Source organism: Nonomuraea typhae, assembly GCF_009760925.1.
GTDB lineage: Bacteria > Actinomycetota > Actinomycetes > Streptosporangiales > Streptosporangiaceae > Nonomuraea > Nonomuraea typhae.
The window spans coordinates 697,186-722,449 of record NZ_VRLV01000003.1 but is presented as its reverse complement, the minus strand read 5'-3'; the positions used below and the strand labels follow the sequence as shown (position 1 = coordinate 722,449).

Below are 25,264 nucleotides of genomic sequence, written 5' to 3'. Positions count from 1 at the left end.
CCACGCTGAGCCCGCCACGCCGGTGCGACCACACCGGGAACACCTACGAGGAAGGGCAGGCATGCACATCGACGAAGAGGCGCTCCTGGCCAGCCTGAAGCGGCTGCGCCACGAGGGGCCCGACCCGAGCATCGGCGACCACCTGGCGCGCATCGTGCAGGCCGTGGACGACATCTTCGGCTACGACGGCGCCGGGCTCATGTTCGCCGACGAGACCAGGACGCTGCGCTACCTCATCGCCACCGACGAGCCGGGACGCTCGCTGGAGCGCGCGCAGGAGGAGGTGGGCCAGGGACCGTGCATGGACGCCTATCTGCACGACACCGCCATCACCACCGCCGACGCCCAGGCGGACACGCGCTGGCCGCTGCTGGCCGCGCTGCTGCATCCGCGCGTGCACGCGGTCGCGGGCGTGCCGGTACGGCTGGCCGGCGGACCGGTCGGCTCCCTGAACGTCTACCGGGCCGAGCCCATCGAATGGGACGCGACCGACATCCAGGCCCTGCACTCCTACTCCAAGATCATCGAGCAGGTCGTCGCCAGCGCGCTGGCCGCCGAGGAGCACGGCGCGCTGGCCAAGCAGCTCCAGTACGCGCTGGACTACCGGGTGCTGATCGAGCGGGCGATCGGCTTCCTCATGGGGCGGCTGTCGTTCACCGCCGACGAGGCGTTCACCGCCCTGCGCAAGCGGGCACGGGACAACCGGCGGCGCATCGTGGACGTGGCCGCCGAGGTCCTCGGCCAGCAGACCCCGTGAATGTGGTGGTGCGTCTGGCCCCGTCGGGGACCCTGTACGCCGTCCTGGAGGGGGATCTCGACACCGCGGGCGGGCAGGTGCTCCGCGAACGCCTGGACGAGTTCCTGGACGGCCGGCTGGACGGTGGCGGGCCCAGGCGGCTGGTGGTCGACGCCGGCGCGGTCACCTTCGCCGACGTGGCCGGGCTGCGGGTTCTGTTGTGGGCCGACACGGTGATGCGCGGCGGCGGCGGGACGCTGGTGCTGCGCCGCCCCGGACGGCCGTTGCTGCGCGTCATCGCGCTGCTCGGGTTCGACGACCTCCTGAGCGTGGAGTGATCAGGTCTTCGCCACGTGCCGCATGAGGTCGGAGACGCGCACGATGCCCAGGCAGCGGTTGAGCTCGTCGGTCACCACCAGGTCGTCGTACACCCGCGTCGAGTCGCGCCCGGCCGCCTGCATGGCCGCCACGGCCGGGGTCGTGCGCGGCACCGTGCGGGGCGGGTCGGCCAGCCGGTGGGCGGGCTTCTTGCCGTGCAGCGCGTGGCCGTAGCGGGCGGCGAACGACAGCAGGAACCGGCTGCGGTCCAGGCTGCCCTTGGGCCGCTGGTACTCGTCGACCAGGATGACGCTGGTGATCGACGGCTCGTGCCCGAACGCCGCCACGACGTCCTCGGCCACGGCCTGGGCGGGCAGCGTCACCGCGGGCATCAGCAGTTCCTGCACCCGTGGGCCCAGCATGAGCGCCTCCGGGGTCTCCTCGACCTTGGGCAGGGGCACGTGCACCCGCCCGTCGGGGCCGGGGGCGAGCAGGGGCCCGTAGGCCAGCCGTACCCCGGAGTCGCGCGCGGCGGCGAGCTCGGCCTCGGTCTCGACGCTGGATGCGAGCACGTGGGCGCCCAGGCCGCGGGCGAGGGTGGAGATGGCGCGGGCGACGGCGGCGCTGCGGTGGTCGCGCGGCATGCGGGCCAGGAGCTCGGGTTCGATCGTGAGCAGGTAGGGCGAGGAGTGCGCGATCAGGTCCAGCGGGACGCCGCCCGCCCCGCTGAAGGCCAGCAGGTAGCCGAGGGTGCGCAGGCCGTCGAGGCCGACCTTGAAGAGTTCCCGGTCGTTGTCCGTGCACGTGCCCCTGAGGGTCAGCACCACCTCCCTCGGGTGCCGTCCGGCACGGCGGAGCGCCTCGTGCAGCGGGGCCAGCGCGCCGGCTCCGTTCAGGACCACCTGAACGGGCAGGTCGAGCAGCAGCGGCAGCGGCCCCTGGGGGACGCTGTCAGTGGCGTGCGTCGCGATGACCGCCCCCGTGTCAAGATCCAAGACAGGGGCTGTGAACTGGGAAGACACGGAAAAATGATCCGCCTGATAGCAGGTGCGGCATAAGTCGGGGAACAGTAAGTTCACTCACATTTCAGCGACAGTTCCCTACCTCCGAACCAGGGAATCGGATGTCCGCATATTCGGTCAAATCATCGTAAAACCATTGGGGTAGAGGGTGTTGCCCGGCAGGTGTCCGGGGCGGCGGGTGTCCGGGCGAGGCGGAATCGGATGCCCCCAAACGACTCTCGCGCGGAGGCGGTCCCTGAAGGGGGCCGACCTAACCGGAGGTTGACGAACCGCCGTAATGGCCGGGGCGGCCTCGCCGTACGGGAACGGATAGCCTTCCGGCATGAAGGGGCCGGCGAAGGGCGGGGGCCGCTGGGTGTCGGTGGCGCCGGAGCGGCTGAACAAGTGGATCGACGGGTTCGCCGACCGGCACGGGCCCTTCGAGGCCGCGGGGGACGCCGCGGTCGTGCGGCTGCGGGCCGCCGACGGGGCGCTGGCGGAGCTGCATCCGCCGTTCCCGCCGCTTCCCGAGGGGCCGCCGTACGTGTCCGGGCTGGTCGCGCACGCGGGCCGGGCCCGGTGCGTCGGCGTGGTCCTCGTACGGCTCGGCGGCTACGCGGCAGGCGTCTTCCGGGGAAGCGACCTGGTGGTCTCCAAAGTGGGCTCGCGGCTGGTCCAGGGGCGCACGGCGGCGGGCGGGTGGTCGCAGCAGCGCTTCGCCCGGCGGCGGGCGCTTCAGGCGGAGCAGGCGTTCGACGCGGCGGCGGCCACCGCGGACCGCGTGCTGACGCCGTATCTGGGGGCGCTGGAGGCGGTGGTGCTCGGGGGCGACAGGAAGGCCGCGGAGGCGCTGCGGGGCGACCGGCGGCTGGCCCCGCTGCTGGCGCTGGAGGCCGAGCCGTTCCTGGTGGTGCCCGATCCGAGGCTGGCCGTGCTCAAGGAGGCGCCCGCCCAGTTCCGGGCGGTGCGCATCCGGGTGGTGGACCCCGAGGGCGCGACCGGCTGAGAGCGGCCGTGCCTCCGGCCGGTGGATGCCGGGATCTGCCGAAGCACGCGGGTGGGCGGACGGTGACCGTAGACTGATCCGCGCACACTCCCGGTTAAGCGGCGCAGCATGCCCGGCGTCTCCGACGCTCTCTTCCTAGCCCGGGAGCGTTCCTTTCATCATGATCCTTGCTACTGACATCGAGCTGCGCGCCGGTGCGCGCCTGCTGATCGAGAAGGCCACGTTCCGCGTCAACCCGGGCGACAAGGTCGGGCTCGTGGGCCGCAACGGGGCCGGTAAGACCACGCTGACCAAGGTGCTGGCGGGAGAGGGGCTGCCCGCGGCCGGGTCCGTCACCACGACGGGGAGCGTCGGATATCTGCCGCAGGACCCGCGCACCGGCGACCTGCAGGTGCTGGCGCGCGACCGCATCCTGTCGGCGCGCGGCCTGGACGAGGTGCTGCGCAAGCTGCACCAGGCGGAACTGGGCATGTCGTCGGCCGATGAGAAGACCCGGGAGAAGGCCGTGCGCAGGTACGGCCGGCTCGAGGACCAGATGCACGTGCTGGGCGGCTATGCGGCAGAGGCGGAGGCGGCCTCGATCGCCTCCAGCCTGGGCCTGCCGGACCGGGTGCTGAAGCAGCCGCTCGAAACGCTCTCGGGCGGTCAGCGCAGGCGGGTGGAATTGGCACGCATTCTTTTCAGTGGAGCGGAAACTCTCCTTCTGGACGAACCGACAAACCACCTTGATGCCGACTCAATCGGGTGGCTTCGTGATTTTTTGCGATCGCATCAGGGCGGGTTGGTGATCATCAGTCACGACGTCGGTCTTCTTGAAGCGACGGTCAACAAGGTCCTCCACCTGGACGCCAACCGGTGCGTGATCGACCACTACAACGTCGGCTGGAAGGCGTATCTGGCCCAGCGGGAGACCGACGAGAAGCGGCGCAAGCGCGAGCGGGCCAACGCCGAGAAGCAGGCGGGCGCGCTGCTGGCCCAGGCCGACAAGATGCGGGCCAAGGCGACCAAGGCCAAGGCGGCCCAGGACATGATGCGCCGCGCACACCGGCTGCTGGCCGGGACCGAGGAGGAGCGGCAGGGCGACAAGGTCGCCAAGCTGCGCTTCCCCGAGCCCGCCCCGTGCGGCAAGACTCCGCTGCAGGCGGTGGAGCTGTCGAAGTCCTACGGCTCGCTGGAGGTCTTCACCGACGTCGACGTGGCCATCGACCGAGGTCACCGGGTTGTGATCCTCGGGCTCAACGGCGCGGGCAAGACGACGCTGCTGCGCATCCTGGGCGGCCTGGAGCCCCCGGACACCGGCGAGATCCGCCCCGGGCACGGTCTCAAGGTCGGCTACTACGCCCAGGAGCACGAGACGCTGGAGGCGGATCGCACGCTTTTGGAGAACATGCGTTCGGCCGGCGGCGAGTTCACCGACACCGAGCTGAGAAAGGTCCTCGGATCTTTCCTGTTCTCCGGCGACGACGTCGACAAGCCCGCCGGGGTGCTGTCGGGCGGGGAGAAAACCCGGCTGGCCCTCGCCCTGCTGGTGTTGTCGAGCGCCAACGTCCTCCTCCTGGACGAGCCCACCAACAACCTCGACCCGGTCTCCAGGGAGCAGGTCCTCAGTGCTTTGAGGTCGTATTCAGGAGCAATCGTCCTGGTTACCCATGACGAGGGTGCCGTTGATGCTCTTTCACCGGATAGGGTGATCTTGCTACCGGACGGAACTGAAGACGCATGGAGCGAGGAATTTTCCGATCTTGTGGCACTCGCCTGATCGGAATTTGAGTGGGTACGGATCTTTTCCCGTGGAGTAGGTAGCCGATCCCGCTGAAATGACTGATCATGGCGGTGTAACGCTGCGGAAGTCTGGCACTACAGGAGGTACTCGTGGCCGAGACTCTGAAGAAAGGCACCCGGGTGACCGGGGCCGACCGCGACAAGCTGGCCGGTGATCTCAAGAAGCGCTACGCCGCGGGTGAGAGCATCCGCGCCCTGGCCGCTTCGACCGGCCGGTCCTACGGGTTCATCCACCGCATCCTGAGCGAGTCCGGCGTGACTCTGCGCGGGCGCGGCGGGGCGACCCGAGGCAAGTCCAAGCGCTAAGGCCGCCTCGGAACGTCGCGACCGCAGCCGCTTCGTCTCCAGTCGACCGGCCGTCGCGCCCGAGTTCAGAATCTTATTCTGTAAGCTCGGGCGCGACGGCACAGCGACGACGGGAGCGGGCGATGACGGAAGCGAAGGCGCCTTATGCGCGCGGGGGGAGTGCGAAGGACGCCTCTGTCGAAGAGGCGGGCCTGCGCTTCGAGGTGGACGGTGAGATCGCCACGATCACGCTGGCCCGGCCGGACAAACGCAACGCACAGACGTTCGCGACCTGGTCGGCCCTGGCCCGCATCGGCGAGAACCTGCCGGAGCAGGTCCGCGTCGTCGTGGTGAACGGTGAGGGACCGTCCTTCTCGGCAGGGATCGACCTGCGCATGTTCACACCTGAGGGGGTGCCCGGGCAGGGCTCGTTCGGCTCTGTGGCCCGGCAGGATCAGGCTTCGTTCGACTCCACGGTCGAGCGGGCGCAGCAGGGGTTCCTGTGGCTGCGCCGACCGGAGATCGTCTCGATCGCGGCCGTGCAGGGCCATGCGATCGGCGCCGGATTCCAGCTCGCGCTCGCCTGCGATCTGCGGATCGTGGCCGACGACGTCAAGTTCTGCATGAAGGAGCCCGCGCTGGGCCTGGTTCCCGACCTGACCGGCACCAAGCCGCTGGTCGATCTCGTGGGGCTGGCCAAGGCGACGGACCTGTGCCTGACCGCCCGCGTCGTCGAGGCGGAGGAGGCGTATCGGATCGGCCTGGCCGAACGGGTCGTCACGCCGGGCGAGCTGGCGCAAGCCGTACAAGAGAAGGCGGCGCAGCTGCTGTCGACCAACAGGGACGCGGCGGCGGCGACCAAGCGGCTGCTCAGGGGGGCGCCGGGGCGGACCCTCGAGGAACAGTGCGCCGCCGAGCGGGCCGAGCAGGGACTCAGGATCAAGGCGTTGTTCGCGCGCGGGGAATGAGCCGGGGCAGGGCCGGTGCTGAACGGTGAGTGATGGCGATGATGGGCGGAGGCTTCGGCCCGCAGGTGATGCGCTCGCTCAAACGCGACGAATCGGTGGTCAACCAGCGGCTCAAGCCGGGCACCGTGCGGCGCATCGCCCGTTACGCCAGGCCGTACGCGCGGCAGATCACCGTGTTCCTGGTGCTGGTGGTGGCCGGCGCGGTGATCGTGGTGGCCAACCCGCTGCTGATGAAGGCCATCATCGACGACGGCATCCTGCCCAAGCGGCCCGGCGTGGTCATCGGGCTGGCGGTGGCCATCGCCGCGCTCGCCCTGGTGGACGCCGGGCTCACCCTGGCCCTGCGCTGGTTCTCCGCGCGCGTCGGCGAAGGGCTCATCTACAACCTGCGCACCGAGGTCTTCGACCACGTCCAGCGCATGCCGGTGGCCTTCTTCATGCGCGCCCAGACCGGCGCGCTGGTCTCCCGGCTCAACACCGACGTCATCGGCGCCCAGCGCGCCCTCACCAGCACGCTGTCCACGGTCGTCGCCAACGTGATCAGCCTGATCGTCGTCCTCGGCGCCATGATCGTGCTGTCGTGGCAGGTCACGCTCGTCGCACTGGTCCTCCTGCCGATCTTCATCGTGCCCGCCAAGTGGGTGGGCCGGCGCATGTCCGCGCTGACCCGCGAGCAGATGGTCCTGGACGCCGAGATGAGCTCGGTGATGACCGAGCGGTTCAACGTCGCGGGCGCGATGGTCGCCAAGCTGTACGGCCGGCCGCAGGAGGAGACCGGGCTGTTCAGCGGACGCGCGGCCAGAGTCAGGGACGTCGGCGTGACCGTGGCCATGTACGGCACGGTGTTCCGGGTCGCGCTCGGCCTGATCGCCGCCCTGGCCACCGCGCTGGTCTACGGCATCGGCGGCGTGCTGGCCACCCGCGACGTCTTCGAGCTCGGCACGCTGGTGGCCCTGGCCGCCCTGCTCATGCGCCTGTACGGCCCGCTGACCTCGCTGTCCAACGTGCACGTGGACGTGATGACGGCCCTGGTCAGCTTCGACCGCGTCTTCGAGGTGCTCGACCTCAAGCCGATGGTCGCCGAGAAGCCCGGCGCCCGCCCGGTGCCCGAGGGCTCGGTCACGATCGAGTTCGACGACGTGAGCTTCCGCTACCCGGCGGCCGAGGAGGTCTCGCTGGCCTCGCTGGAGTCCGTGGCCCGCCAGGACACCGGCCCCTCGCACCCGGTGCTCAAGGGCATCTCGTTCACCGCGGAACCGGGCCGGCTCATCGCCCTGGTCGGCCCCTCCGGCGCGGGTAAGACCACGATCACCTCCCTGGTCTCCCGCCTGTACGACGTGGACGGCGGCGCCGTGCGCGTCAACGGCCTGGACGTGCGCGAGGCGACGCTCGCCTCCCTGCGCGACACCATCGGCGTCGTCATGCAGGACGCCCACCTCTTCCACGACACCATCGGCGAGAACCTGCGCTACGCCCGCCCCGGCGCCACTGAGGAGGAGATCTGGGAGGCGCTGCGCGCCGCGCAGATCGCCGAGCTCGTCGAGTCGCTGCCCGACCGGCTCGACACCGTCGTCGGCGACCGCGGCTACCGGCTGTCCGGCGGCGAGAAGCAGCGGCTGGCGCTGGCCAGGCTGCTGCTCAAGGCGCCCCGGGTGGTCGTGCTCGACGAGGCCACCGCCCACCTGGACTCCGAGTCGGAGTCGGCGGTGCAGCAGGCGCTGAAGACGGCGCTGGCCGGGCGCACCTCGCTGGTCATCGCCCATCGCCTGTCCACGATCCGCGAGGCCGACCAGATCCTCGTCATCCAGGACGGCCGGGTCGCCGAGCGCGGAGGGCACGAGGAGCTGCTGGCGCGCGGCGGCCTCTACGCCGAGTTGTACCGCACCCAGTTCAGCTCGACAGGTAGCCCAGCCGGGTGAGCTCGTCCTTGGCCACCTTCTCCACCAGCGCCCGGTCGCCGGGGCGCAGCCGGGTGCGCCAGGAGCCGACCTCCGGGACGCGCCGGCCGTACAGGGCGACCTTCGACACGCGCGTCTCCAGGAACTCGCCCAGCCCGGCGACCGACCGGGCCGGGCGCAGGACGAGGTCCTCGTAGCGCAGCGTCAGCAACTGCTCGGCGGGCAGGTCGCGGCGCAGGGAGGCGCTGAGGCGGACCGCGCTGCGCCAGCGCAGCGCCGACTTGCCCGCGACGGGCAGGTCCTTCCAGCGCTCGCCGTGCTCGTCGCGCTTGAGGCCGAGGAAGTCGTTGGGGAACTCGGTGCCCTCGGCCAGCATCACCGGCCGGAACCAGGCCAGGCACGCGGGGTCGTCGAGCATGTCGGCGGCCACGTCGCGCCCGTCGCGGATCAGCTGGACGAAGCGCGCGTCGGGGAAGGCGCGCTGCAGCACGGGCGCGCTGTAGAGAAGATCGGGGCCGGCGTCGCCGAAACGGGTCACCGTGTTGGTGGCCACGCAGGGGCCCAGGCCGGTCACCCCGCCCGCCTCGCGGCAGGTGTCCGGGCACGTCCCGCACGAGTCGCGCAGCACCTGCCACGACTCGGCCAGCGCGTCGCGCAGCACGCGGGCCGCGCCGCTGCTCCGCGCGATGGACGGCTTGCGGGCGAAGGCGTACAGCACGTGGGCCACGCACGGCCGTCCCATGGTCACGTGAAAGCCGGGGGAACGTTTCAACGCGCGCGCCACCAGGTCCGCACCCGAATGCGGGGCGCCCAGCACGAACACCGGGCGGCGGACCTTGATGCCGTTGACCACGAGGATGTGGGGCGGGAGTCGCATACGGGAGTCAAGTGTGGCACCGTTTGCCAGGTGAGCGAGCCAATGTCGGTGACTGTGTTGACCGGGGCGGGAATCTCCACGGATTCCGGAATCCCCGACTTCCGCGGCCCCCAGGGCGTCTGGACGAAGGACCCCGCGGCGCAGGAGCTGTACACCATCGACACCTACATGGCCGACGCCGGAGTCCGGCGGCGCTCGTGGATCGGCCGGCGCGACCACGCCGCCTGGGCCGCCCAGCCGAACGCCGGGCACGACGCCCTGGTCGAGCTGGAACGTGCCGGGCTGCTGCGCGCCCTGGTCACCCAGAACATCGACGAGCTGCACCAGCGGGCGGGCAGCTCGCCGGACAAGGTCATCGAGCTGCACGGCACGCTCTTCCACGTCGTCTGCATGTCCTGCGGCCTGCGCACGCCGATGCGCGAGGTGCTGGACCGGGTCGCGGCGGGGGAGGACGACCCGCCCTGCCCGGACTGCGGCGGCATCCAGAAGGCCGACACGATCTCCTTCGGCCAGTCGCTCAGGCCGCTCGTGCTGCACGCCGCGCTGCAGGCGGCCCGCTCCTGCGACCTCTTCCTGGCCGTCGGCACCTCGCTGACCGTGCAGCCGGCCGCCGGACTGTGCGGCGAGGCGGTCGACGCCGGAGCCCGCCTGATCATCATGAACGCCCAGCCCACCCCCTACGACGACTACGCCGGCGAGGTGGTCCGCGAGCCGATCGGGCAGGCGCTGCCGGCGCTGGTGAAGGAGCTGATCGATGCGGCCCGGTGACACCGTCGCCGTCGTCTCGCCCTCAGGCCCGCCCGATCCGATCCTGCTCCAGCGGGGAGTCGTGGCCCTCGAACGGCTCGGCGTGAAGGTCGTGGTGGGCCCGTACGCGCTGGACCGGCAGGAACTGGGCTACCTGGCCGGCTCCGACCGGGCGCGCGCCGCCGACCTGCAAGGCGCCTGGTGCGATCCGGCCGTGTCGACGGTGTTCTGCGCCCGGGGAGGGTACGGCGCGGCCAGGGTCCTGGGCCTGCTGGACTGGGCGGCGATGCGGGCGGCCGGGCCCAAGACGCTGGTGGGCTTCAGCGACGTGACGGCGCTGCACCACGCCTTCCACCTGGAGCTGGGGGCGCCGACGCTGCACGGGCCCATGCCGGGCTGCGTGCCCTTCGAGGAGGAGCGGGCCACCTGGGAGTCGCTCACCGGGGCGCTGGAGGGGCGGGCCTGGTCGGTGACCGGCTCCGGGATACTTTCTCCGGGGGCCGGGCCGGTGAGCGGGGTCGTGGCGGGCGGGAACCTGTCGTTGCTGGCCTCGCTGTGCGGAACCCGCTGGTCGCCCCGCTTTACCGGAAATATCGTGTTTTTGGAGGATGTGGGAGAGGAGCCTTACCGGGTCGATCGCATGCTCACGCAACTGCTGCTGGCAGGGGCCTTCGACGGAGTGCGCGGCTTTGCGCTCGGCACCTGGGAGGAGTGCGGGGACGTCTATCCGGTGCTGCGTGATCGTCTGCTCCCGCTCGGCGTTCCCGTGCTGGCCGGGCTTCCCGTCGGGCACGGGGGCCGTACGCTGAGCATCTGGCTTGGTGCGCTTGGTGCTATCGATACCGAATCGTGCTCGCTGGCTGGTCGGTTCAGCAATGTCGACGCGGCAAGGTAGGAGAAACGGTAGGGACGAAACCGGCATGAGGGGGCAGACCGCGTGAAATTCTTCAGGCGTGACTCGTCCCCCCGCCGCCCCGAGGACGTCGACCTCGACTCCCTTCTCGCTCTCGTGGCCGACTCCCTCGGATACGACTGCGACTTCGCCGCCGACGGCGCCTCGCTGACCCTCGTCGCCGAGCGCCGCATCCTGGTCCGCCTGACCGGCCTGCGCCGCGAGGCCGGGCGGCGCGCCCGCGAGGACTGGCCGACCCTGGTCTCCGAGCACCTGGCCAACGCGGTCTCCGGCGAGCTGATCGACTTCTGCGACCTGGAGCAGGTGCGGCCTCTGCTGCGCACCCGCGTCGAGGCCGTGGACGCGATCGCCGACCTGACCCGCGTGGTCGGCCGCCACCTCAACGGGGACCTGGTCGAGCTGCTGACCGTGGGCCCCCGGCTGATCCGCCCGGAGGAGGCCGGCTGCTGGCCGCTGCCGTCGGGCAAGGCGCTGGAGCTGGCCACCGGCAACGTGCGCGCGGACGAGCGGCTGACGGTCGAGACGATCGAGCTGTCCGGCACGCCCGTCACCCGCCTGACCGGGCCGACGCCCACCGCGCCCACCCACCTGCGCTGGCTGCCGGCGTACGTGCCCGTGCCCGCGGACGGCGTGCTGGTGGTGCTGCCCGACCCCTACACGCTCCTGCTGCACCCGGTGGACGGTCTCGGCGTCGTGCGCGCGATCGAGCGCCTGCGCCTGTACGCGGCCCGCACCGACGGCCTGAGCGACCAGGTGTACTGGTGGCACGAGGACCGGCTGACGCACATCCGGGCCGACATCGTGCTGCGCTCGGGCCAGACCCGCCTCGTGGTCACGCCGCCCGCCGAGTTCGCCCGGGTGCTCGCCCGCCTGGCGGTCTGAGCCCGCTTCCCGCCCTCGTCGCGCGGGACGGTACGGCCTTAATACCTTAATTTCCTACCAGATGTGTGGGATAGTCGGAGGGTGAGCCACGAGCGGACCACCTCGCTGAACGCGGCCATCCTGGCCGGACGCTGGATCCGGACCGCCGCCCACGACGACGAGCGCGGGCGGCGCTGGCAGGCCAACCCCGACCGCCGCGGCCGCGCGGCCGTCGCGGCTGAGCCGGCCTCACTCTACGCGGGCGCCGCCGGCATCGTGGTGTTCTTCCTCGAACTGGCCGCCGCCACCGGCCACGAGGCGTACCTGGAAGAGGCCCGATGCGGCGCGCGGTACCTGGCCGCCACCTGGCGCGAGCAGCGCGACCTCACGCTCTACCACGGCCTGAGCGGCATCGTCTTCGCCCTGACCGAGGCCGGATGGGTGCTCGGCGAGGAACGCCTGGAGGAGGAGGCCCGCGCCGCCGCCGACCGCATCGTGGCCGCCGCGCGCTCCCTGCCCGGCGGGCCGGGCTGGTCCAGTGAGCCGGCCCAGCGCGGCGACGGAGGCATCGTGCTCGGCCTGCTGCGCGCCGCGACCATGCTCGGCGTGCCCGCCTACGAGCAGATCGCCCTGGAGGCCGGCGAGCGCATCGCCGGCGCCGCCGTGCCCGGGCATCAGTTCGGCGACTGCCCCGGCATCCCGGCCGACGCCGTCACGCCCGGCTTTCTCGGCGGTACGGCCGGCACCGCGTTCCTTCTCGCCCGGCTCCACGGGGTCACCGGCGAGGACCGGTTCCTGGAGGCCGCCCGGCGCGGCGCGGGCTTCGTGCGCTCGATCGCGGTGCTGAACGGCCGCTCCGCCTTCGTTCCCCACCACGTGCCGCACGGGCGCGGGCTGCACTATCTCGGCTACTGCTCCGGCTCGGCCGGGGTGGCCAGGATGTTCTACGAGCTCTACCGCGTCGCCGGCGATCCGGGCGACCTCGACTGGGCCGAGCGCCTGGCCGCCGGGATCATCGCCAGCGGCGTGCCGTACCGGCAGACCAACGGGTACTGGAACACCGCCTGCCAGTGCTGCGGGACGGCGGGGCTGGTGGAGCTGTTCGTGGGGCTCTGGGCGGCGACCGGGCGCGAGCCGTACCTGGAGTTCGCCCGCACGCTGGCCGAGCACCTCGTGGGCCGGGCGACGGGGCACGACGGGCGGGGGCACCGGTGGTACCAGGCGTACCGGCGGCTGCGGCCGGGCGAGGTGAGCGCGGACACCGGGTACATGGTCGGCGCGGCCGGGATCGGGGCGGCGTTGCTGCATCTCGACGCGGCCGAGCGGGAGGGGGAGACGCGCAGGGTGATCCTGCTGCCGGACAACCCGTTCCCCGCCATCCCGGCGCCGGTATTCATGCATTGACATATAAAGCTCCTTTTCCTACCGTTTATATAGGTAATAGGAGAGGAGCCCTGATGACCGTCTTCGCCCCGCCCGCCGACCCGGCAGCCTATGGCGCCTACGGAACGGGCCGCCTGCACACCTCGCCGGAATGGAACCGCCCCCTCTACCCCTTCCAGGGGCGCATCGGCGGTGAGCACCATCCGGCGGAGCCGGGGCGTTACCACCTTTACGCCGCTCACCTGTGCCCCTGGGCGCAGCGCGCGGCCATCGTGCGCACGCTGGCCGGGCTCGACGACGTGGTCGGCCTGTCGTACGTCGACGACGAGCGTGACGGACGCGGCTGGGCCTTCCGCGAGCGGCGCGGCGCCGACCCGGTGAACGGCTTCGCCTTCCTGGAGCAGGCGTACGACGCCACCGAGCCCGGATACGCCGGGCACATCTCGGTGCCGGTGCTGTGGGACCGCGTCAGCGGGCGGATCGTCAGCAACCACTACCCGGACATCACCATCGACCTGGCCACCCGGTTCGAGCGCTGGGCCGATCCCGGGGTGCGGTTGTACCCGGCGGAGCTGCGCGTCCAGATCGACGCCCGCAACGACGAGATCCTGCGCGAGATCAACCACGGCGCAGGCCGCGTGGGCACGGCGCGCACCCAGGAGGACTACGACGAGCGGCGCCGGCGCGTCGTGGCCGCCTTCGAGCGCCTGGACGCGCACCTGGGCGAGCGGCGCTACCTCGTCGGCAACCAGCCGACCGAGGCCGACGTGCGGCTGTGGGTGACGCTGGCCCGCTTCGACCTGGGCTACAACCCGGCCTACCGGATCAGCGAGCGCCCCCTGACCGCCTTCCCGAACCTCTGGGCCTACGCCCGCGACCTCTACCAGCGGCCCGCCTTCCGCGACACCACCGACTTCACGGCCTTCGGCCTTCGGCCGGCCGAGGAGTATCCGGACGTCAAACGCATCGACGTCCCCATCGCCGACGCCGACTGGGACGAGCCGCACCACCGGGGCGAGTGGTGAAATATCCGGCGAGCACGTTGATCGTCCACCGCGAGAGCCTGGAACCCTTCCAGAGCGAGATCGCGCCGGTGCCGCACAAGGAGATCCCCGGCAGGCCGTTCCCCGGAGGCCGCGCATGACGCTCCCGCTGTCCGTCCTCGACCTGGCCCCCATCACCTCCGGCGCCGGCGCCGCCGACGCGCTGCGCAACACCCTCGACCTCGCCCAGAAGGCCGAAGAGTACGGCTACCGCCGCTACTGGGTGGCCGAGCACCACTTCGCCCCCGGCGTGGCCGGCTCGGCCCCCGCCGTCCTCATCGCGCTGGTGGCCGCCGCCACCCGGCGCATCCGGGTCGGCTCCGGCGCCGTGCAGCTCGGTCACCAGACGCCGCTGGCGGTGGTGGAGCAGTTCGGCCTCATCGACGCCCTCCACCCCGGCCGCCTCGACCTCGGCCTCGGCCGCTCCGGCCGGCGCGGGAGCGAAGCCGCCACCACGCCACCTCCCGCCACTCCGCCGCCGGGGGAGTGGCGGGAGGTGGGCGGGCTGACGATCCCGCCGCCCTTCGACTGGTCCGCGCTGGCCAGGCACCCGCAGCTCGCCTTCCAGGCGTCCCTGCTGCAGCAGCCCAGCGCGCGGACGCCCGACTTCGCCGGCCAGGTGGACGACGTCCTCGCCTTCCTGGAGGGCACCTTCACCGCCGGCGACGGCCGCACCGCCCACGCCGTCCCGGGCGAGGGCGCCCAGGTCGAGGTCTGGATCCTCGGCAGCAGCGGCGGCCAGAGCGCCCAGGTGGCCGGGGAGCGCGGGCTGCCGTTCGCCGCCAACTACCACGTCAGCCCCGCCACCGTCCTGGAGGCCGTCGCCGCCTACCGGGAGGCGTTCAAGCCGTCGTCCGTGCTGAGCCGGCCGTACGTGATCGTCTCGGCCGACGTCGTGGTCGCCCCCACCGACGAGGAGGCCGGGGAACTGGCCTCGCCGTACGGGCTGTGGGTGGAGGACATCCGCGCGGGGCGGGGCGCGCAGCCGTTCCTCTCGCCCGCCGAGGCGGCGGTGCGCACGCCCGAGCGGGCGCTGGTCGCCGATCGCGTCGCGACCCAGTTCACCGGCGCGCCCGCCACCGTCGTCGAACGGCTGCGCGTCCTGGCCGAGGCCACCGGCGCCGACGAACTCCTCGTCACCACCATCACCCACGAGCACGCCGACCGCGTGCGCTCCTTCGAGCTCCTGGCCCGCGCATGGCAGAAAGGCGGCACCGATGCCCGTTGAGTTCCTCGGCATGGGCGGGACCAACGCCCGTTCGGAGACCGATCCGCTGACCGGCCCGGTGGTGGACAAGGAGTACACGCTGCGCCTGGCCCGCGCCCACGAGGACAACGGCTGGGACCGGGTGCTGTTCGGCTACTCCTCGGCCAGCCCGGACGGCGACCAGGTCGCCGCCTACGTGGCCGCGCACACCGAGCGGCTGCAACTGCTGCTGGCCCACCGGCCCGGCGTCACCTTCCCCACGCACACCGCGCGGCAACTGGCCACGCTCGACCGGTTCGCCGACGGCCGGCTGACCGTGCACATCATCACCGGCGGCAACGACACCGAGCAGCGGCGCGAGGGCGACTACTTCCCCAAGGACGAGCGTTACGCCCGCACCCACGAGTACATCCGGATCCTGAAGCGGGCGCTGACCAGCCGCGAGCGCTTCAGCCACGAGGGCCGCTTCTACCGCTTCGAGGACTTCGTCAGCGAGGTCTTCCCCGTGGAGTCGGTGCCGATCTCCTTCGGCGGCTCCTCCGCCGCGGCCTACCGGGTGGGCGCCGCCGAGGCCGACGTCTACTGCCTGTGGGGCGAGCCGCTGGCCGGCACCGCCGAGCAGATCGCCACCGTGAAGAAGGCGGCCGAGGAGGCCGGGCGGGCCACGCCGCCGCGCATCCAGGTGGCCTTCCGCCCCATCATCGCCCCGACCGAGAAGCTCGCCTGGGAGAAGGCGGAGCGCACGCTGGAACGCATCACCCGCCGCAGGCCCGTCCCGCCGGGCGGCGACCGGCCGCAGAATGCCGGCTCCCAGCGCCTGCTGAAGATCGCCGAGCAGGGCGAGCGCTTCGACCGGGCCCTGTGGACCGCCACCGCCAAGGCGACCGGCGGCGCCGGCAACTCCAACGCCCTGGTCGGCACCCCGGAGCAGGTCGCCCAGGCGCTGCTGGACTACGTGGACCTGGGCGTGTCGATCATCTCGATGCGCGGCTACGACATTCTCGGGGACGCGATCGAGGTGGGGCGCGAGGTGATCCCGCTGGTGCGCGAGGAGGTGGCCCGCCGCGACCGGGAACGCGCCCGCGCGGCGCAGGAGCCGCCCGCGAAGGCGGCCTCGTGACCCGGTACGGCCGCGCCGCCGCGGCCGCCGGAAGGGCTCACGACAGGGCGCGGGCCGCGTGCACCAGGGGCACGTGGCTGAACGCCTGCGGGAAGTTGCCGACCAGGCGGGCGTAGCGGGGATCGTACTCCTCGGCCAGCAGCCCGAGGTCGTTGCGCAGCCCCAGCAGGCGGCCGAACAGCTCCTCGGCCTCCTGTTTGCGCCCCTGCATGGCCATGACCTCCACCAGCCAGAAGCTGCAGGCCAGGAACGCGCCCTCGCCGCCGATCAGGCCGTCCACGTCGTTGTCCGCGGCCACCGGGTAGCGCAGCACGAACCCGTCGGCCAGCAGCTCCTTCTCGATCGCGGCGACCGTGCCGAGGACACGCGGGTCGTCGGCCGGCAGGAAGCCGACCAGGGGGATGAGCAGGAGCGCCGCGTCCAGCTCGGACGAGCCGTAGGACTGGGTGAAGGTGTTGCGCACCGGGTCGTAGCCCTTGTCGCAGATCTCGGCGTGGACGACCGCGCGCAGGTCCTTCCAGCGCTCGACGGGGCCGGTGCGGCCGAACTCCTCGACATAGCGGACGCCGCGGTCCAGCGCCACCCAGCACATCACCTTGGAGTGGGTGAAGTGGCGGCGCGGGCCGCGCACCTCCCACAGGCCCTCGTCCGGCTCGTCCCAGTGCTCCTCCACGTAGTCGAGCAGCTCGCGCTGGATGGCCCACGCCCGGTCGTCGGCGCCCAGGCCCATCTTCCTGGAGGCGTACAGGCAGTTCATCACCTCGCCGTAGACGTCGAGCTGGAGCTGGTTGACGGCGCTGTTGCCGATCCGGACCGGGCGTGAGGCCTCGTAGCCGTCCAGCCAGGTGAGCTCCAGCTCGGGCAGGCGGCGCTCGCCGGCCACGCCGTACATGATCTGCAGGTCCTGGGGGCGGCCGGCGATGGCGCGCAGCAGCCAGGCCCGCCACTCGCTGGCCTCGTCGATGTAGCCGGAGGTGATCAGGGCGTCCAGGGTGAGGGTGGCATCGCGCAGCCAGCAGAAGCGGTAGTCCCAGTTGCGCACGCCGCCGAGGTCCTCGGGCAGGGAGGTGGTGGGGGCGGCCACGATGCCGCCGGTGGGGGCGTAGGTGAGGGCCTTGAGCGTGATCAGCGAGCGGACCACGGCCTCGCGATAGGGGCCCTCGTGGGTGCAGCGGGCCACCCAGTCCAGCCACATGGCCTCGGTCTCGGCGAGCTGGTGCTCGGCGGAGATCTGGCGCGGCATCGGCTCGTGGGAGGGGTGCCAGGTGAACACGAACGGCACCCGCTCACCCGCGCGCACGGTGAAGGTGGCGCGGTGGGCGTAGTCGCCGCCCTTCAGCGGGACCGGGGAGTGCAGCCAGATGGAGTCGGGGCCGCCGATGGCCTGCAGGTGGCCGTCGCTGCGGCGCACCCAGGGCACGATGCGGCCGTAGTCGAAGCGCACGCGCACCTGGGTGGAGATCTCGACCTCGCCGGTGACGCCTTCGACGATGCGGACGACATCGGGGTTCTTGTCGCGCGGCGGCATGAAGTCGATGATGCGGACGGTGCCGGTGGGGGTGTCCCACTCGCTTTCCAGGATGAGGGTGTCGGGGCGGTAGCGGCGCCGGGTGGCGGGCGGGCGTCCGGTGGGGCCGAGCCACCAGTGGCCGTTGCGCTCGCTGCCGAGCAGGGCCGCGAAGCACGACGGCGAGTCGAACCTCGGCAGGCACAGCCAGTCGATGGAGCCGTCCAGGCCCACCAGGGCGGCCGACTGCATGTCTCCGATCAGGGCGTAGTCCTCGATCCGCATGCCATCGAACCTACTCGCCCCCGGGATGATCCCGCCGGAGTTACCGATCATGTCGCGTCATGACGGGTGACTCCGGCGGGATCAGGTCAGGGGGAACCAGCGGGAGAACACCTGGGTGAGCGGCCCGATGGCCAGGGCGAAGACGAGAGTGCCCAGGCCGAGGGTGCCGCCGAGGAGCCAGCCGACCGCCAGGGCGGTGATCTCGATGAGGAAGCGGCCCAGCCGTACCGACAGGCCGAGGCGCATCAGGCCGGTCATGATGCCGTCGCGGGGGCCGGGGCCCATTTTGGCGCTGATGTACAGGGCGGTGGCCAGGGCGATCGCCACGACGGCGGTCAGCAGGTAGGTCCACTTCAGGGCCCAGTGGTCCGGGGTGGGCAGCAGCCAGATGGCGGCGTCGGCGAACAGGCCGAGGAAGATCACGTTGCTGATCGTGCCGAGTCCGGGCTTCTGCTTCAGCGGGATCCACAGCAGCATCACCAGCGCGCCGACCGCGATGATGACCATGCCGATGGTCAGGCCCGTCCTGAAGGCCACGCCCTGGTGGAAGACGTCCCAGGGGCTGTTGCCCACGGCGGACTCCACCTGGAGGCCGATGCCCAGCCCGTACAGGGCCAGGCCGCCGTACAGGCGCAGGAGACGGGACGGAAGGGAACCCAGGGAAGGGACGGACATTTCGCTCATAGTTCTGCCAGGGTGCCAGGCGTTTCGGTTGCACTAAAAGGGCCAATCGTGAAAAGTGGCCTTATGCGGTTTCTGAGTGCAGGGCAGGTGGCCAAGCTCGTCAACGTCCCCCGCCAGGCGCGGCCCTACTACCGGGCGCTGGCCGGAGCGGTGCGCGGGGCCATCCTCGACGGGCAGATCCCCGTGCGGGTGCGCATGCCCGCCGAGCGGCACCTCGCCGAGGAACTCCGGGTCAGCCGCACCACCGTGACCTCCGCCTACGACCTGCTGCGCGAACAGGGATACCTCGACAGCCGCCAGGGCTCCGGCAGCTGGACCGCCCTGCCCGATCCGGCCACCAGCGTGGACAACCCCTGGCTGTCCAACGGCGACGACGGCCTCCTGCAACTGCACTGCGCCGCCCCTCCCGCCCCCTCCCACCTGCACCAGGCCATGCACGAGGCGGTCGACGACGCGGCCCGCTTCGGCATGGGCAACGGCTACGACCCGATGGGACTGGCCGCGCTGCGCGAACGCGTCGCCGCCCACTACGGCCGGCGCGGCGTGGCCACCCGGCCCGAGCAGATCCTCATCACCACCGGCTCCCAGCACGCCATGCAGCTCGTCATGAGCCTGCTCGTCGGCGTGGGCGACACCGTGCTCGTCGAGTCGCCCACCTACCCGCACGCCATCGACGTGGCCCGCCAGCGCGGCGCCCGCATCGCCGCCACCGGCGTCTCCCACGAGGGCTGGCAGGCCGACCTCCTCGCCGGAGCGCTGCGCCAGTCCGGGGCCGGGCTCGCCTACCTGATGCCCGACTTCCAGAACCCCACCGGCGCGCTCGTCGACGAGGCCACCCGGGCGGCCGTGGCCGGGGCGGCCCGCCGTACCGGGAGCACGCTCCTCATCGACGAGACGTGGGCCGAGCTCGACCTCGAGGACCTGCCCCGCACCGCCCCGATGGCCGCCTTCGACACCGACAGCCGGGTGATCAGCATCGGCTCGGCCTCCAAGCTGTGGTGGGGCGGGCTGCGCATCGGCTGGATCCGCAGCACCGAGGCGCTCACCCGGCGCCTGGCCGCCCAGCGCGCCACCGTCGACATCGCCAGCCCCGTGCTGGAGCAGCTCGTGGTCGCCCGGCTGTTCGACCGGCTGGAGGAGACCCGGGCCGAGCGCTGCCGCACCCTGCGCGCCTCACGCGACGGCCTCGTCGCCGCCCTGCGCCGGCACCTGCCCGGCTGGGAGTTCACCGTCCCGCGCGGCGGCGGCACCCTGTGGGTACGGCTGGCCGAAGGAGGCGCGACCCAGTTCGCCGAAGCCGCGGCCACCCATGGCGTACGGCTGGCGCCCGGCCCCTGGTTCGGCCTGGAGGGGGCGCTGGAGTCCTATCTGCGCCTGCCCTACACGCAGCCTCCGGCGGTGCTGGCCGAGGCGGTGCTGCGGCTGGCGACGGCCCGCGAGCGGGGGCCCGTGGGACCTCGTCCGGCCGACACGCTCATCCCCATGGTGTGACCGAGCGAAAACGCCCGGCCCCTCGGGACAGGAGGGCCGGGCGTTTCCAGGTGAAGCTGCGACTAGTGACGGCGGATGACCTTCACCCAGTCGGTCGCGGAGGAACCCTCGAGGTACCTGCTGCCCTCGAAGACCGCCTTCCACGTGCCCGAGGTCCAGGCGCGGGCCTCGGTGGAGAAGTAGCCGCCACCGTCCGTGCGGACCGTGTCGACGTAGTGCCAGCGGCCGGAGTAGCTCGGCTGGAAGAGGATCGTGACCCTCTTGCCGCCCAGCCAGTACCAGCTGCCCTCCCGGCAGTGATCGGCGTTGAACACCTGGACGTAGCCGTTGATGTAGTCCTCGTCGCACTGAACCGAGAGCTTGCCTTCGAGAGACAGTTCCTGGCCCTTCCAGACCGGCTCCGGGTTGGCGTCGAACGACAGGCGGGTGTTGCCGCCGTCGCCGTAGTCGCCGTAAGGGCTGGTGTCGAAGCCGAGGCCGGGAGGCTCGGCCATGGCCGGTGCGGCAGCGGTCGCCAGCACGGCGGTGCCGAGCGCGGCAGCAGCTGCCGCGGCCGCGAGACGTCGCATCATCTAGAACTTCCTCTCCCCGTCAGAACGCGTCCGGGACGGAACGCGTCGTACGCCAATGACGCGCAAAGCCGGGGAAAGGTTGTCTAAAGGATGATCACGATTGTGCAACGGATCTGTTTACAGAGGTCAAAGAGGATCTCCGTCAGGTTCCAATCTGTTCGATTGCGGAGAGTTTCGCGGCATAGTGCGCGCTTCCCGGGAAGTGCGCCCGCCACTCGCCCCGGGCCCTGCCCTTCACCGTCTTGGTGAAGGCGCCCGACTCCGCGGTGGTGGCCACGGCCACCGCCTCCCACGGGGACGCCGGCGACCTGCGGTACATGATCTCCATGCGCTGGTTGCCGAACGGGGAGTAGTCGGTGAAGCCGTCCGGGTCCACCCTCGTCAGGACGCCCCGCAGGCGGACCGCCTTCGTGCCGGGCACCTTCGCCGCCTGGATCGAGGTCAGCCTGGTCTCCCTGCGCAGCTTGAAGGTGGCGTGCTGGGTGATGCTCGTGCCGTCGGGGCCCTTGGCGGTCGCCGTGACGGTCCACGTGCCCGAGGGGTAGTAGCGGGTGAGGCCCTTCTCCGGGAGGAAGCGCCAGGTCTCCCAGTCGTCGCCGGCTCGCATGACCCGCTGCGGGCGGGCGGACGGCGTGGGTGTGGGCGCGGGCGTCGCCTCGACCGGCGGGGAGGACGTGGGCGTGGGCGTGGGCGTGGGTGCGGGCGGCTGCGGCGTCGGCGTCGCCGGCTGCGGTGTGGGCGTGGGTGACGCCGGCGCGCTGGGGGACGGCGTGGGCGGGACGCTCACCGGCGGAGGTTCGGGCGGCGTGCCCGGGTCCACCTTGATGGTCACCCCGTCGTCGCCGCTCACCCCCTTGGCGACCACGTCGACGACGAGGCGGACCGAGCCTGTGGGCCGCACCACCGGGTCGGCCGGCCGTACGGTGATCTCCCGGATGGCGAGCTCGGTCGCGGCGGTGGCCGACGGCAAGGGGACCGTGAGCGCCCCCGCCGCGAGCGAGGCTAGAAGGACTCTGCTGGTCATGATCAAGACGGTAGATATCGTCCGGTCATGACAAAGGGCAGGACACACGCCTCCAACGGCAAAAACGGTCAGCCGGTGTAGAGGCCCTCGATGACGTCGGCGTACTTGGCGTGGATGATCCGGCGCTTCAGCTTCAGGCTGGGCGTGAGCTCCTCGGTCTCGGCCGTCCACTCGGTGCCGAGCAACGCCCACCGCTTGACCTGCTGCACCCGGGCCAGCTTCGCGTTGGCCGCCTCCACCGCCACGCCGACCTCCTTCAGCACCTCGCCGTGCTCGGCCAGTTCGGCCAGGGAGGAGAAGGCGATCCCGCGGGCCTGGGCCCAGCCGGGCGCCACCTCGGCGTCGAGCGTGAGGACGGCGACCGGGTGCGGGCGGTTGTCGCCGTAGGCCAGGGCCTGCCCGATGAGCGGGTGCTCCTTGAGATGGTTCTCGATGGCGGCGGGGGAGATGTTCTCGCCGCCGGCGGTGATGATGAGCTCCTTCTTGCGGTCCACGACCCGGACGAAGCCGTCCTCGTCGATGGAGCCGATGTCGCCGGTGTGCAGCCAGCCGTCCTCGTCGAGCAGGGCCCGCGTCTCCTCGGCGCGGTTGAGGTACCCCCGGGTGTTGAGCGGGCTGCGGGTGAGGATCTCGCCGTCCTCGGCGATGCGGATCTCCACCCCGGGCTCGGCCCGGCCGACGGTGCCCAGCTTGTAGTCGGCCGGGCTGTTGCCGGTGAAGGCGCCGGTCGTCTCCGTCATGCCGTACACGTCGATGACCTTCAGGCCGAGGCCGGCGAAGAAGCGCTGCACCTCGTCCGGCAGCGGGGCGGCGCCGGTCGCGGTCCACTCGGCCCGGTCGAAGCCGATCATCGCGCGCACGATCGACAGCAGGCTGGTGTCGGCCTTCTCGTAGGCGGCCCGGATCTCCTCGGTCATCGTGGCGCCGTGCTGGGCCGCCTCGACGTAGGCGACGCCGGCCGCCATCGCCTGCCGTACCTGCTGCTGCTGGGCCTCCGGCTGGGTGGCCAGGACGGCCTGCAGGCGGGCCATCATCTTCTCCCACACACGCGGCACGCCGAAGAACATCATCGGCTTGACCTGCCCGAGCGTGGCGCCGAGGTTGGCCAGGTCGGTGCAGAAGTGCACGTGGGAGACCTTGAGCAGCGGCAGGTAGAGGCTGAGCACGCGCTCGGCGATGTGGGCGTAGGTCAGGTAGGAGATCTGGGTGCCGTGGACGGGCAGCGCGGTGAGCCGGTCGGTGGAGGCGACCTCGTAGAAGACGTTGTGGTGGGTCAGCGGCACGCCCTTGGGGACGCCGGTGGTGCCCGAGGTGTAGAGCACGGTGACGACGTCGCCGGCGGTGACCGCCCGGCAGCGGGCCTCGACCGCGTCCCGGTCCGCGTCCAGCCCGGCCGCGCCCAGCTCCAGGAACGCCTCCCACGACAGGAACCGCTCGTCGCCGGCGGGCGCGCCCTCCAGCATGATGATCCGGCGCAGTCCCGTGAGCCGGTCGAGCACCGGCTGCCAGCGCTCCAGGTCGGCCGGGCCGCCCAGCACGGCGTAGCGGGCGCCGACGTCCTGGGTCACGAAGGCGATCTGCTCGGGGGCGAACGTCGAGTAGATCGTGCAGCCCACGCCGCCCGCGTGCACCGCGCCGAGGTCGGCGAGCACGTGCTCGCTGCGGTTGACCATCATCAACGCCACCGCCTCGCCCGGCTGCAGCCCGAGCGCGGCGAAGCCCGCCGCGATCTGCAGCACCTTCTCGCGGGCCGCGGAGTAGGTGAGCGTCCGCCAGCCGCCGTCCGTGCCGTCGGGATCGGAGTAGGCGGGGGAGCCGGGATGGTCGGCGGCCACCTGCCGCAGTTGCTCGCACACCGTACGGCCGGCGATCTGGGACTCGATCTCGGCCCGCACCTCAAGGACTTCGGCCATGGCACCCGCCTCCAGTCAGTATTCACTTGCACGAGTGGCATGCATCGCACCACACCGCATGGGCAGCGGCAAGACCCTGCTGGCCGGGTCTGTCGGATCCGTCACGTAGAGTACTGGATCACATGCACTATGTGTCGATAGGGGGACGCATGAGCGACGGCGGCAAGACGTTCTTCGGCCATCCCTGGGGCCTGGCCACGCTGTTCGGCACCGAGATGTGGGAGCGGTTCAGCTGGTACGGCCTGCGCGCCATTCTGGCCACCTTCATGGCCGCCTCCCCCGCCGTCGGCGGCCTCGGCATGAGCGAGGAGACCGCGCAGGCGGTCGTCGGCGTCTACGGAGCGCTCATCTACCTGGTGGCGCTGCCCGGCGGCTGGGTCGCCGACCGCATCCTCGGCGCCCGCCGATCGGTGTTCTGGGGCGGCTTCGTCATCATGCTGGGCCACATCAGCATGGCCATCCCGGTGCAGGGGCCGTTCTTCATCGCGCTCGGCCTGCTGCTCATCATCACCGGCACCGGCCTGCTCAAGCCCAACATCTCGGTCATGGTCGGCAAGCTGTACCCCGAGGGCGACGACGGCCGCCGCGACTCCGGGTTCTCGCTGTTCTACCTGGGCATCAACCTCGGCGCCTTCTTCGCCCCGATCGTCGTGGGCTGGCTGGCCGCCGGCAACCGCTGGCACCTCGGCTTCGGCGCCGCCGCGGTCGGCATGGCCCTCGGCCTGGTGCAGTACACCCTGGGCCGCAAGAACCTGCGCGGCAAGGGCGACCGGCCGGGCGAGCCGCTGACCCCCGGCGAGCGCGGCAGGGTCCTGCTGTGGACGGCACTGGCGGTGCTCGCCGTCGTGGTCGTCATGGCCGTGTGGATCTGGAGCGGGACCTTCAGCCTCGACACCTTCACCCTGATCGTCACGATCGTCATCCTGGCCGTGCCGGTCGCCTACTTCGCCTACATCCTGCTCGGCCCCCACGAGCTGACCGCCGACGAACGCTCCAAGATGAAGGCATACATCTGGTTGTTCATCGCCGCCGCGATCTTCTGGATGATCTACGACCTGGCGCCCAGCAAGCTGCTCTTCTTCGCCCAGAACAACACCGACCTCACCCTGTTCGGCATCCCGATCCAGGCGGCCACCACCCAGTCGTTCAACCCGCTCTTCATCATGATCTTCGTGCCGGTCTTCGCCGCCCTGTGGCTGAAACTCGGCAACCGGGTCAGCACCCCGCAGAAGTTCGCCTTCGCCCTGCTCATGGTCGGCCTGAGCTTCGTCGTCATGGCCCTGGCCGCCAGCCTCGCCGAAAGCGGCAAGGTCAGCGTCTGGTGGCTGGTGCTGGTCTACCTCATCCAGGTCTTCGGCGAACTGTCCCTGAGCCCGGTGGGCCTGTCGGTCACCACCAAACTCGCCCCGGCCGCCTTCAAGGGCCAGATGCTGGGCGTCTGGTTCATCGCCGTCTCCGTCGGCGACGCGGTGGGCGGCCAGACCGGGCGGCTGAGCAGCGTGATGTCCGACACGGCCTACTACCTCGTGCTGGCCGCCATGGCGGTCGTCGCGGGCCTGGCCTTGTTCATGTTCGTCCGCAGGCTCCGGGAGATGATGGCCGAACACCACACGCCGACCATGCCGCCGATCCGGTAAATACTT

Annotated in this window: 24 protein-coding genes; 17 read left to right on the top strand and 7 right to left on the bottom strand. The window is 71.5% G+C overall.

The features are described 5' to 3' along the window. Positions 1-61 precede the first annotated feature (61 nt). Together FVE25_RS15480 and FVE25_RS15475 are read left to right on the top strand one after the other, a co-directional pair. Positions 62-757, top strand: coding sequence for a GAF and ANTAR domain-containing protein (locus tag FVE25_RS15480; RefSeq protein ID WP_157247557.1), 696 nt, complete (start codon positions 62-64; stop codon positions 755-757). After that, entirely contained in the window at positions 754-1,074 is a 321-nt protein-coding gene (locus FVE25_RS15475; protein WP_157247555.1) for an STAS domain-containing protein, read from the top strand. Before FVE25_RS15480 ends, FVE25_RS15475 begins: the two co-directional genes overlap by 4 nt. Here FVE25_RS15475 and FVE25_RS15470 read toward each other — a convergent pair whose 3' ends face one another. After that, positions 1,075-2,049, bottom strand: a complete 975-nt coding sequence (locus FVE25_RS15470; protein ID WP_246267046.1) for an EAL domain-containing protein — start codon at positions 2,047-2,049, stop codon at positions 1,075-1,077. Between the two features lie 349 nt (positions 2,050-2,398). Between FVE25_RS15470 and FVE25_RS15465 the strand changes: the two genes are divergently transcribed. From FVE25_RS15465 to FVE25_RS15445, 5 genes are all read left to right on the top strand, one after another. Beyond that, entirely contained in the window at positions 2,399-3,061 is a 663-nt protein-coding gene (locus FVE25_RS15465; protein WP_157247551.1) for an acVLRF1 family peptidyl-tRNA hydrolase, read from the top strand. Between the two features lie 160 nt (positions 3,062-3,221). Then, on the top strand, positions 3,222-4,820 hold the full coding sequence (locus FVE25_RS15460; RefSeq protein ID WP_157247549.1) for an ABC-F family ATP-binding cassette domain-containing protein: 1,599 nt from the start codon (positions 3,222-3,224) through the stop codon (positions 4,818-4,820). 113 nt (positions 4,821-4,933) lie between these two features. After that, positions 4,934-5,149, top strand: coding sequence for a helix-turn-helix domain-containing protein (locus FVE25_RS15455; protein ID WP_157247547.1), 216 nt, complete (start codon positions 4,934-4,936; stop codon positions 5,147-5,149). A gap of 122 nt (positions 5,150-5,271) precedes the next feature. Then, a complete protein-coding gene (locus FVE25_RS15450; protein ID WP_157247545.1) occupies positions 5,272-6,096 on the top strand; it encodes an enoyl-CoA hydratase/isomerase family protein in 825 nt (274 codons plus the stop codon). Between the two features lie 32 nt (positions 6,097-6,128). Next, the gene (locus tag FVE25_RS15445) at positions 6,129-8,015 is read left to right on the top strand and encodes an ABC transporter ATP-binding protein (RefSeq protein WP_157247543.1); all 1,887 of its coding nucleotides are present in this window, start codon (positions 6,129-6,131) and stop codon (positions 8,013-8,015) included. Here the strand turns inward: FVE25_RS15445 and FVE25_RS15440 are convergent. Further along, complete coding sequence (locus FVE25_RS15440) at positions 7,987-8,871, bottom strand: sulfotransferase family protein (protein WP_157247541.1); 885 nt, start codon at positions 8,869-8,871, stop codon at positions 7,987-7,989. The genes FVE25_RS15445 and FVE25_RS15440 overlap by 29 nt on opposite strands. A 42-nt stretch (positions 8,872-8,913) precedes the next feature. On the opposite strand from FVE25_RS15440, the gene FVE25_RS15435 reads away from it, so the two are divergent. From FVE25_RS15435 to FVE25_RS15405, 8 genes are all read left to right on the top strand, one after another. After that, positions 8,914-9,639, top strand: a complete 726-nt coding sequence (locus tag FVE25_RS15435; protein WP_157247539.1) for an SIR2 family NAD-dependent protein deacylase — start codon at positions 8,914-8,916, stop codon at positions 9,637-9,639. Then, the gene (locus FVE25_RS15430) at positions 9,626-10,513 is read left to right on the top strand and encodes a S66 peptidase family protein (RefSeq protein ID WP_157247537.1); all 888 of its coding nucleotides are present in this window, start codon (positions 9,626-9,628) and stop codon (positions 10,511-10,513) included. The genes FVE25_RS15435 and FVE25_RS15430 overlap by 14 nt, the downstream gene beginning before the upstream one ends. Positions 10,514-10,555: 42 nt before the next feature. Continuing rightward, positions 10,556-11,413 carry a hypothetical protein gene (locus tag FVE25_RS15425; RefSeq protein WP_157247535.1) on the top strand — a complete coding sequence of 286 codons (858 nt, stop codon included), beginning with the start codon at positions 10,556-10,558 and terminating at the stop codon, positions 11,411-11,413. Between the two features lie 81 nt (positions 11,414-11,494). Next, entirely contained in the window at positions 11,495-12,796 is a 1,302-nt protein-coding gene (locus tag FVE25_RS15420) for a lanthionine synthetase LanC family protein (protein WP_157247533.1), read from the top strand. A 53-nt stretch (positions 12,797-12,849) separates the two neighbouring features. Continuing rightward, the gene (locus FVE25_RS15415) at positions 12,850-13,800 is read left to right on the top strand and encodes a glutathione S-transferase C-terminal domain-containing protein (protein WP_157247531.1); all 951 of its coding nucleotides are present in this window, start codon (positions 12,850-12,852) and stop codon (positions 13,798-13,800) included. Continuing rightward, positions 13,797-13,919 carry a hypothetical protein gene (locus FVE25_RS56265; protein ID WP_281367851.1) on the top strand — a complete coding sequence of 41 codons (123 nt, stop codon included), beginning with the start codon at positions 13,797-13,799 and terminating at the stop codon, positions 13,917-13,919. The genes FVE25_RS15415 and FVE25_RS56265 overlap by 4 nt, the downstream gene beginning before the upstream one ends. Then, positions 13,916-15,046 (top strand): LLM class flavin-dependent oxidoreductase, encoded by a 1,131-nt coding sequence (locus FVE25_RS15410; RefSeq protein WP_157247529.1) that lies wholly within the window; start codon positions 13,916-13,918, stop codon positions 15,044-15,046. Before FVE25_RS56265 ends, FVE25_RS15410 begins: the two co-directional genes overlap by 4 nt. Next, positions 15,036-16,145, top strand: coding sequence for an LLM class flavin-dependent oxidoreductase (locus tag FVE25_RS15405; RefSeq protein WP_157247527.1), 1,110 nt, complete (start codon positions 15,036-15,038; stop codon positions 16,143-16,145). The genes FVE25_RS15410 and FVE25_RS15405 overlap by 11 nt, the downstream gene beginning before the upstream one ends. 37 nt (positions 16,146-16,182) lie before the next feature. Here the strand turns inward: FVE25_RS15405 and FVE25_RS15400 are convergent, their stop codons facing one another. Both FVE25_RS15400 and yczE read right to left on the bottom strand, forming a co-directional pair. Next, on the bottom strand, positions 16,183-17,937 hold the full coding sequence (locus FVE25_RS15400) for a glycoside hydrolase family 15 protein (protein WP_181019596.1): 1,755 nt from the start codon (positions 17,935-17,937) through the stop codon (positions 16,183-16,185). An 81-nt stretch (positions 17,938-18,018) separates the two neighbouring features. Then, on the bottom strand, positions 18,019-18,612 hold the full coding sequence (yczE, locus tag FVE25_RS15395) for a membrane protein YczE (protein WP_246267043.1): 594 nt from the start codon (positions 18,610-18,612) through the stop codon (positions 18,019-18,021). Between the two features lie 72 nt (positions 18,613-18,684). Between yczE and yczR the strand changes: the two genes are divergently transcribed. Next, on the top strand, positions 18,685-20,112 hold the full coding sequence (gene yczR / locus FVE25_RS15390) for a MocR-like transcription factor YczR (RefSeq protein WP_181019595.1): 1,428 nt from the start codon (positions 18,685-18,687) through the stop codon (positions 20,110-20,112). Positions 20,113-20,174: 62 nt separating this feature from the next. Here yczR and FVE25_RS15385 read toward each other — a convergent pair whose 3' ends face one another. The 3 genes from FVE25_RS15385 to FVE25_RS15375 form a co-directional block, all read right to left on the bottom strand. After that, positions 20,175-20,684 (bottom strand): hypothetical protein, encoded by a 510-nt coding sequence (locus FVE25_RS15385; RefSeq protein WP_157247524.1) that lies wholly within the window; start codon positions 20,682-20,684, stop codon positions 20,175-20,177. Positions 20,685-20,826: 142 nt separating this feature from the next. Continuing rightward, the gene (locus FVE25_RS15380) at positions 20,827-21,708 is read right to left on the bottom strand and encodes a hypothetical protein (protein ID WP_157247522.1); all 882 of its coding nucleotides are present in this window, start codon (positions 21,706-21,708) and stop codon (positions 20,827-20,829) included. A 68-nt stretch (positions 21,709-21,776) separates the two neighbouring features. After that, positions 21,777-23,621, bottom strand: a complete 1,845-nt coding sequence (locus FVE25_RS15375) for an AMP-dependent synthetase/ligase (RefSeq protein WP_157247520.1) — start codon at positions 23,619-23,621, stop codon at positions 21,777-21,779. Between the two features lie 149 nt (positions 23,622-23,770). Between FVE25_RS15375 and FVE25_RS15370 the strand changes: the two genes are divergently transcribed. Then, positions 23,771-25,258, top strand: coding sequence for a peptide MFS transporter (locus FVE25_RS15370; RefSeq protein WP_157247518.1), 1,488 nt, complete (start codon positions 23,771-23,773; stop codon positions 25,256-25,258). The last annotated feature ends 6 nt before the right edge of the window (positions 25,259-25,264 follow it).

Coding starts and splice junctions, on each gene's coding strand:
- FVE25_RS15480 (WP_157247557.1), top strand. CDS start 62: ATGCACATCGACGAAGAGGCGCTCCTGGCCAGCCTGAAGCGGCTGCGC.
- FVE25_RS15465 (WP_157247551.1), top strand. CDS start 2,399: ATGAAGGGGCCGGCGAAGGGCGGGGGCCGCTGGGTGTCGGTGGCGCCG.
- FVE25_RS15460 (WP_157247549.1), top strand. CDS start 3,222: ATGATCCTTGCTACTGACATCGAGCTGCGCGCCGGTGCGCGCCTGCTG.
- FVE25_RS15450 (WP_157247545.1), top strand. CDS start 5,272: ATGACGGAAGCGAAGGCGCCTTATGCGCGCGGGGGGAGTGCGAAGGAC.
- FVE25_RS15445 (WP_157247543.1), top strand. CDS start 6,129: ATGGCGATGATGGGCGGAGGCTTCGGCCCGCAGGTGATGCGCTCGCTC.
- FVE25_RS15440 (WP_157247541.1), bottom strand. CDS start 8,871: ATGCGACTCCCGCCCCACATCCTCGTGGTCAACGGCATCAAGGTCCGC.
- FVE25_RS15435 (WP_157247539.1), top strand. CDS start 8,914: ATGTCGGTGACTGTGTTGACCGGGGCGGGAATCTCCACGGATTCCGGA.
- FVE25_RS15430 (WP_157247537.1), top strand. CDS start 9,626: ATGCGGCCCGGTGACACCGTCGCCGTCGTCTCGCCCTCAGGCCCGCCC.
- FVE25_RS15415 (WP_157247531.1), top strand. CDS start 12,850: ATGACCGTCTTCGCCCCGCCCGCCGACCCGGCAGCCTATGGCGCCTAC.
- FVE25_RS15410 (WP_157247529.1), top strand. CDS start 13,916: ATGACGCTCCCGCTGTCCGTCCTCGACCTGGCCCCCATCACCTCCGGC.
- FVE25_RS15405 (WP_157247527.1), top strand. CDS start 15,036: ATGCCCGTTGAGTTCCTCGGCATGGGCGGGACCAACGCCCGTTCGGAG.
- FVE25_RS15400 (WP_181019596.1), bottom strand. CDS start 17,937: ATGCGGATCGAGGACTACGCCCTGATCGGAGACATGCAGTCGGCCGCC.
- yczE (WP_246267043.1), bottom strand. CDS start 18,612: ATGTCCGTCCCTTCCCTGGGTTCCCTTCCGTCCCGTCTCCTGCGCCTG.
- yczR (WP_181019595.1), top strand. CDS start 18,685: ATGCGGTTTCTGAGTGCAGGGCAGGTGGCCAAGCTCGTCAACGTCCCC.
- FVE25_RS15385 (WP_157247524.1), bottom strand. CDS start 20,684: ATGATGCGACGTCTCGCGGCCGCGGCAGCTGCTGCCGCGCTCGGCACC.
- FVE25_RS15380 (WP_157247522.1), bottom strand. CDS start 21,708: ATGACCAGCAGAGTCCTTCTAGCCTCGCTCGCGGCGGGGGCGCTCACG.
- FVE25_RS15375 (WP_157247520.1), bottom strand. CDS start 23,621: ATGGCCGAAGTCCTTGAGGTGCGGGCCGAGATCGAGTCCCAGATCGCC.
- FVE25_RS15370 (WP_157247518.1), top strand. CDS start 23,771: ATGAGCGACGGCGGCAAGACGTTCTTCGGCCATCCCTGGGGCCTGGCC.